Source organism: Rhodococcus sp. NPDC057014 (assembly GCF_042673295.1).
Taxonomy (GTDB): domain Bacteria; phylum Actinomycetota; class Actinomycetes; order Mycobacteriales; family Mycobacteriaceae; genus Rhodococcus_F.
The window spans coordinates 1-6,576 of the sequence record NZ_JBHUSF010000410.1; the positions used below are offsets into that span (position 1 = coordinate 1).

At 65.2% G+C, this 6,576-nt stretch carries 7 protein-coding genes; all 7 read right to left on the reverse strand.

Annotated features, from left to right (window positions below; translation table 11 throughout):
* Positions 1–17 precede the first annotated feature (17 nt).
* The 7 genes from tuf to ACFTZB_RS41210 all read right to left on the reverse strand — a co-directional run bounded on the left by tuf (position 18) and on the right by ACFTZB_RS41210 (position 6,512).
* Complete coding sequence (tuf, locus tag ACFTZB_RS41180; RefSeq protein ID WP_185725102.1) at positions 18–1,208, reverse strand: elongation factor Tu; 1,191 nt, start codon at positions 1,206–1,208, stop codon at positions 18–20.
* A gap of 89 nt (positions 1,209–1,297) precedes the next feature.
* Positions 1,298–3,400 (reverse strand): elongation factor G, encoded by a 2,103-nt coding sequence (gene fusA / locus ACFTZB_RS41185; protein ID WP_378441041.1) that lies wholly within the window; start codon positions 3,398–3,400, stop codon positions 1,298–1,300.
* 161 nt (positions 3,401–3,561) lie between these two features.
* Entirely contained in the window at positions 3,562–4,032 is a 471-nt protein-coding gene (gene rpsG / locus ACFTZB_RS41190) for a 30S ribosomal protein S7 (protein WP_005252199.1), read from the reverse strand.
* Complete coding sequence (gene rpsL, locus ACFTZB_RS41195) at positions 4,032–4,406, reverse strand: 30S ribosomal protein S12 (protein ID WP_005252198.1); 375 nt, start codon at positions 4,404–4,406, stop codon at positions 4,032–4,034. Before rpsL ends, rpsG begins: the two co-directional genes overlap by 1 nt.
* Before the next feature lie 362 nt (positions 4,407–4,768).
* Entirely contained in the window at positions 4,769–5,308 is a 540-nt protein-coding gene (locus ACFTZB_RS41200; RefSeq protein ID WP_378441044.1) for a DUF3558 domain-containing protein, read from the reverse strand.
* An 11-nt stretch (positions 5,309–5,319) separates the two neighbouring features.
* Complete coding sequence (locus ACFTZB_RS41205; protein ID WP_378441045.1) at positions 5,320–5,844, reverse strand: DUF3558 domain-containing protein; 525 nt, start codon at positions 5,842–5,844, stop codon at positions 5,320–5,322.
* A 38-nt stretch (positions 5,845–5,882) separates the two neighbouring features.
* The gene (locus tag ACFTZB_RS41210) at positions 5,883–6,512 is read right to left on the reverse strand and encodes a TetR/AcrR family transcriptional regulator (RefSeq protein ID WP_378441046.1); all 630 of its coding nucleotides are present in this window, start codon (positions 6,510–6,512) and stop codon (positions 5,883–5,885) included.
* Between the last annotated feature and the right edge of the window lie 64 nt (positions 6,513–6,576).

The following is a 6,576-nucleotide window of genomic DNA, read 5'->3' on the forward strand; positions in this document are numbered from 1 at the left end:
GCGTTGGTGAAGCTAGATCACTTGTTGATCTTCGTGACCTTGCCGGCGCCGACCGTACGGCCGCCTTCGCGGATCGCGAAGCGCAGGCCCTCGTCCATGGCGACGGGCTGGATCAGCTTGACGGACATCTCGGTGTTGTCACCGGGCATGACCATCTCGGTGCCCTCGGGCAGCGTCACAACGCCCGTCACGTCCGTGGTACGGAAGTAGAACTGCGGACGGTAGTTGTTGAAGAACGGCGTGTGGCGGCCGCCCTCGTCCTTGGACAGGATGTACGCCTGGCCCTCGAACTCGGTGTGCGGGGTGGTGGTGCCGGGCTTGACGACAACCTGTCCACGCTCGACATCTTCGCGCTTGATACCACGAACCAGCAGACCGACGTTGTCACCGGCCTGGCCCGAGTCGAGGAGCTTGCGGAACATCTCGATACCCGTGACCGTGGTCTTGGTCTTGGTTTCCTTGATGCCGACGATCTCGACATCCTCGTTGACGTTGATCACGCCACGCTCGATACGACCGGTGACGACGGTGCCACGACCGGTGATCGTGAAGACGTCCTCGACGGGCATGAGGAAGGGCTTCTCGGTCTCGCGGACCGGGTCCGGGATGGACTCGTCGACCGCAGCCATGAGCTCGAGGATGTTCTTGGTCCACTCCGGGTCGCCCTCGAGCGCCTTGAGTGCGGAGACCTTGACGACCGGAGCTTCCTCGTCGAACTCCTGCGCAGCGAGGAGCTCACGGACCTCCATCTCGACGAGCTCGATGATCTCGTCGTCGTCCACCATGTCGGCCTTGTTCAGGGCGACGAGGATGTACGGCACGCCGACCTGGCGGGCGAGCAGCACGTGCTCACGCGTCTGGGGCATCGGGCCGTCGGTGGCCGCGACCACGAGGATGGCGCCGTCCATCTGCGCCGCACCGGTGATCATGTTCTTGATGTAGTCGGCGTGACCGGGAGCGTCGACGTGCGCGTAGTGGCGCTTCTCGGTCTGGTACTCAACATGCGAGATGTTGATCGTGATACCGCGAGCCTTCTCCTCAGGAGCCTTGTCGATCTCGTCGAAGGCCGAGGCCTCGTTGAGATCCGGGTACGCGTCGTGCAGAACCTTGGTGATGGCCGCGGTCAGCGTGGTCTTGCCGTGGTCGACGTGACCGATGGTGCCGATGTTCACGTGCGGCTTCGTCCGCTCGAACTTCGCCTTCGCCACTGTGTGTCCTCCTGGACTGATTGATGCTTGCGGTATGCAGCAGTGCGGTTGTTATTACTGTGTCGTGCTTCGGCCGGCTGGAACCGAGGTTACTCGCCGGTCGCCTTGGCGATGATTTCCTTCGAGACGTTCGCGGGAACCTCTGCGTAGGAATCGAACACCATGGAGAAGTTCGCCCGGCCCTGGGTCTTCGACCGCAGATCACCGATGTAACCAAACATCTCCGAGAGCGGAACCAGCGCCTTCACGACACGGGCACCACTGCGTTCCTCCATGGCCTGGATCTGGCCACGGCGGGAGTTCAGGTCGCCGATCACGTCACCCATGTACTCCTCGGGTGTCGTGACCTCGACAGCCATGAGCGGCTCGAGAATGACCGGGCCGGCCTTGCGGGCGGCTTCCTTCAGCGCCTGCGAACCGGCAACCTTGAAGGCCATTTCCGACGAGTCGACGTCGTGGTACGCACCGTCGAGCAGCGTCAGCTTCATGTTCACCAGCGGGTAGCCGGCGAGAACGCCGTACTGCATGGCGTCCTGCGCACCGGCGTCCACGGAGGGGATGTACTCACGCGGAACGCGGCCACCGGAGACCTTGTTCTCGAACTCGTAGGTGGCGCCGTCCTCACCGATGAAGGGCTCGAGCGCGATGATCACCTTGGCGAACTGACCCGAACCACCGGTCTGCTTCTTGTGGGTGAACTCGTGCTTCTCGACCTTCTTGGTGATGGTCTCGCGGTACGCGACCTGCGGCTTACCGACGTTCGCCTCGACCTTGAACTCGCGACGCATACGGTCGACGAGGATGTCGAGGTGGAGCTCGCCCATGCCGCCGATGACGGTCTGGCCGGTCTCGTCGTCGAGTTCGACGGAGAACGTCGGGTCCTCTTCGGCGAGCTTCTGGATCGCGGTGCCCAGCTTCTCCTGGTCGGACTTTGTCTTGGGCTCGATCGAGACCTGGATGACCGGGTCCGGGAAGCTCATGGACTCGAGCACGATCGGGTTGCTCTGATCGCAGAGGGTGTCACCGGTGGTGGTGTCCTTCAGACCGATCATGGCGTAGATGTGGCCGGCCACGGCCTCGTCGACCGGGTTCTCCTTGTTGGCGTGCATCTGGAAGAGCTTTCCGATGCGCTCCTTCTTGCCCTTGGTCGCGTTCATGACCTGGGCGCCCGGATCGATCCGGCCGGAGTACACGCGGACGAACGTCAGCTTGCCGAAGAACGGGTGCGCAGCGATCTTGAAGGCCAGAGCCGAGAACGGCTCTTCCTTGCTCGGCTTACGCGTGAGGATGTCCTCTTCGTTGCCGAGGGCGTGACCCTGGACCTCGCCGATGTCCAGCGGGTTCGGCAGGTAGTCGATGACCGCGTCGAGCATGGGCTGAACACCCTTGTTCTTGAACGCGGAACCGCACAGAACCGGGTACAGCTCGGAGTTGACCGTCATCTTGCGGATGGCGCCCTTGATCTCCTCGACGCTGAGTTCCTCGCCGGCGAAGTACTTCTCCATGAGCTTTTCGTCGGACTCGGCAACCGTCTCGAGCAGTTTCTCGCGGTACTCGGCAGCCTTGTCGGCCAGATCGGCCGGGATCTCCTCGATGGTGGGCTCGGCGCCGATGGCGACCGTGCCACGCCAGGTGACAGCCTTCATCTCGACCAGGTCGACGACACCGTCGAAGTCGTCCTCGGCGCCGATCGGCAACTGCAGGACGAGCGGCTTCGCGCCGAGACGGTCGATGATGGTCTGGACCGTGAAGTAGAAGTCCGCGCCCATCTTGTCCATCTTGTTGACGAAACAGATGCGCGGAACGTCGTACTTGGCGGCCTGACGCCACACCTGCTCCGACTGGGGCTCGACGCCCTCCTTGCCGTCGAACACGGCAACGGCGCCGTCGAGCACGCGGAGCGAACGCTCCACCTCGACGGTGAAGTCGACGTGGCCCGGCGTGTCGATGATGTTGATCTGGTTGTTGTTCCAGAAGCAGGTCACCGCGGCAGAGGTGATCGTGATGCCGCGTTCCTTCTCCTGTTCCATCCAGTCCGTGGTCGAGGCACCGTCGTGCGTCTCACCGATCTTGTAGTTGACACCGGTGTAGAACAGGATGCGCTCGGTGGTCGTGGTCTTGCCGGCATCGATGTGCGCCATGATGCCGATGTTGCGGACCTTGTTCAGGTCGGTCAGCACTTCCTGTGCCACAGGATTCTTCCCCGCTCGTAGCTCGTGTATCGGGTGTCGGCCTCCCCGGTGTTCCACCAGCGGGGCCATTGTCTCGAGTTGTAGATCAGCCGGTCCCCGGTAGGGGCCCGACGTGCGACGACGCCGGAGCAGTCACGGTAGGTGACTGCTCCGACGTGACGTCACCAGCGGTAGTGGGCGAATGCCTTGTTGGCTTCGGCCATCTTGTGAGTGTCCTCACGACGCTTCACAGCGGCACCCAGGCCGTTGCTGGCGTCGAGGAGCTCGTTGGCGAGACGCTCGACCATGGTCTTCTCACGACGCTGCCGGGAGAAGGTCACCAGCCAGCGGAGCGCGAGGGTGGTGGAGCGGCCCGGACGGACCTCGACCGGCACCTGGTAGGTGGCGCCACCGACACGGCGGCTGCGAACCTCGAGGGCAGGCTTGACGTTGTCCAGTGCGCGCTTGAGGGTGACGACCGGATCCGTGCCGGTCTTCTCGCGCGCCTGCTCGAGTGCTTCGTAGACGATGCGCTCGGCGGTGGACTTCTTGCCGTCCAGGAGAATCTTGTTGACGAGCTGCGTCACCAGGGGCGAACCGTAGACCGGGTCGTTGATGAGCGGACGCTTCGGAGCGGGGCCCTTACGTGGCATTAGCTCTTCTCCTTCTTGGCGCCGTAGCGGCTGCGGGCCTGCTTGCGGCCCTTGACACCCTGGGTGTCGAGGGAGCCGCGGATGATCTTGTAGCGCACACCGGGGAGGTCCTTCACACGACCACCGCGGACGAGCACCATCGAGTGCTCCTGCAGGTTGTGGCCCTCGCCCGGGATGTAAGCGGTGACCTCGACGGAGCTGGTCAAGCGCACACGCGCGACCTTACGGAGCGCCGAGTTCGGCTTCTTCGGGGTGGTGGTGTACACGCGGGTGCACACGCCACGACGCTGCGGGCTGCCCTTGAGGGCTGCCGTCTTGACCTTCGCGGTCTTGTCGCGGCGGCCCTTGCGGACCAGCTGGTTGATGGTTGGCATTTACCGGCTTTCTTCGTGTTGAACAGACTGCTCTGGACAAGCAACCTTGGCTGTTCTGAAATTAGGGATCTAGCAGTTGGGGCAAGAGAGCTGCTGCCCCTCACCCGCACCTCGAGCTGCACCCGAGGTCGGGTGTGTCGCATACCCCCACACAGGCAGCCGGATGCTCGTTCCATGCAGAAATCTGCACGAACGCGCGCACGGCAATACCTCGCTAGGCACACAAACCGGCCCGGGCATGCCGGACACGACCCACAACGATACCCGGCGGCGCGCCGGAAGGTCAAAGTGGGCTGGCGGTGGTAAGGGCTGACCTGCGATGTGGGGCACTACATGACGCTGTCGGTACGGACACGGGCACATCAACTACTCAGATTGAGCGTCAGATCCGCAAGCGTCGATGCCGCCGTGCACGGGTCTGCCGCCCCGGTCTGGAACTGTACCCACCAGCCGACGACGCCCGCGGAGGGTGATCCGACCGTCACGCCGCATGCCCCCGGATCGTTCGGGGGCCGCATCACGACGGCCCGCCGACCCTGAACGGTCGAGGACTCCACCGTGTAGCCCAACTTCTCGCCGGTCGACTTCTCCGTGTCGAGGGATCCCGTCTCGAACCAGTTGAACGTCACCTTCACGGGACCGTTGGCACCGACCGCGTCCCACCGGCAGATCGCGCCGAAGAAGCCCCGTTCGATGGCATCGGCGCCGACGGTCTGCGCGATCTGTTCGTCGGCGACCGCGTTGCACTCCTCGAGCAGGGCCGTGAACTGTTCCGTGTCACCGGACGAGGACGCCCCCTCCGCCCGGGGTGAGCCCTCGATCGACGATCCGCACCCGGCGATCGACCCGACCGCGGCGGCCGCAACCACCACCCGCACCGCGCGCCACGCCCCGCTGCTCATCACTCCCCCGCTCACTTGGCCCTCGACACGCTGAGTTCGGCGAGATCCCGCGCCACCGTGCACGGATCCGCCGCGGGCCGCGCGTCCGCGTACATCACCGACCAGTGCACGAAGTCCCCGCCGAACTCCACACCGAGTTCACACAGAATTCCTTCGGACGACGCGATGAAACCGGGATGCCCCTCGATGTCGATGTCGGTGGCCGGCCTGCCGATCAGCTCGGACCCCGCCCGCTCGCGGCCGATGGGACTGCCGCGGTACCACGAGAACGTCACGCTGGGACCACCTATTCCCGCGGTCTCCCACTCGCAGCCGACGGAATTGCGCGTCACCCCGGTGAAAGGCGGCATCCCGAACGCCTTCGCCACTTCCTCGTCGGTGACCGAGCCGCACTGGCCGAAGAACGGGCCCGGATCGGTCACCTGCGGGAGTTGCTGTGCCGCGGGTGCGGTGCCTGCGTCGTCTCCGTCTCCCCCACAGCCGGCCAGACCGGCCGCGACGGCGATCAGGACGAGCGCTCCCCATTTCCGGCCCATGGTCGGTGACTCTACCGATCCCCGCGATCTTTGCCCGGTCAGTCGAGAACGGCCGCGTCGAGGCCCCGCGACGCTCTGGTCGGGAGGGCCGCATCCAACTGCGCGGCCCATTGCCGCACGATCTCCGCCCGTCGTTTGGAGTCGTCCGTGAGCACGTCGGCCAGGCCGAGTCCGCGGGCGAGATCGAGCGTGGCCTGGACGAGCCGGTGCGCCACCGGATCGGTGTCGTCGAACCCGAGGTGTTCGACGGCGGTGCGGTGCGCGACCCGCCCGAAGCGTTCCTCGAGCGGCACGATCCGGGCTCGCAGTTCGGGGTCGGCGGCGGCGGCCGTCCACACCTGCAGCGCCGCCTTGAAGAGGGTGCCCGTGTAGTAGTCGACGAGGCGCGACACCACCGCCTCGGTGCGTCCCTCGCCGGCAGGCAGGTCGGTGGCCTCGCGACGGGCCTGCTCCATCCGGGCGTCGAACATGACCTCGAGCGCCGCGGTGATGAGGTCTTCACGAGTGGGGAAATGATGCTGGGTGGCACCACGGGACACACCGGCGCGCTGGGCGACGAGGCTCACCGTGGTGGCACCCCAGCCCAGTTCCGCGAGGCAGTCGATGGTGACCTCGAGGAGGTGCCCACGCGTGACCCGGCTGCGGTCCTGCTTCGGTTCGCGGGTCATGTGTCACTTCCTCTCGTCGCGCTGCGCGCCCGTGCGTGGTTGACGAGTCCGGAAACTCGTCAAC

Bases quoted from the DNA above. Each gene is read 5' to 3' on its own strand.
- rpsG (WP_005252199.1), bottom strand. From the start codon at position 4,032: ATGCCACGTAAGGGCCCCGCTCCGAAGCGTCCGCTCATCAACGACCCG.
- rpsL (WP_005252198.1), bottom strand. From the start codon at position 4,406: ATGCCAACCATCAACCAGCTGGTCCGCAAGGGCCGCCGCGACAAGACC.
- ACFTZB_RS41200 (WP_378441044.1), bottom strand. From the start codon at position 5,308: ATGAGCAGCGGGGCGTGGCGCGCGGTGCGGGTGGTGGTTGCGGCCGCC.
- ACFTZB_RS41205 (WP_378441045.1), bottom strand. From the start codon at position 5,844: ATGGGCCGGAAATGGGGAGCGCTCGTCCTGATCGCCGTCGCGGCCGGT.
- ACFTZB_RS41210 (WP_378441046.1), bottom strand. From the start codon at position 6,512: ATGACCCGCGAACCGAAGCAGGACCGCAGCCGGGTCACGCGTGGGCAC.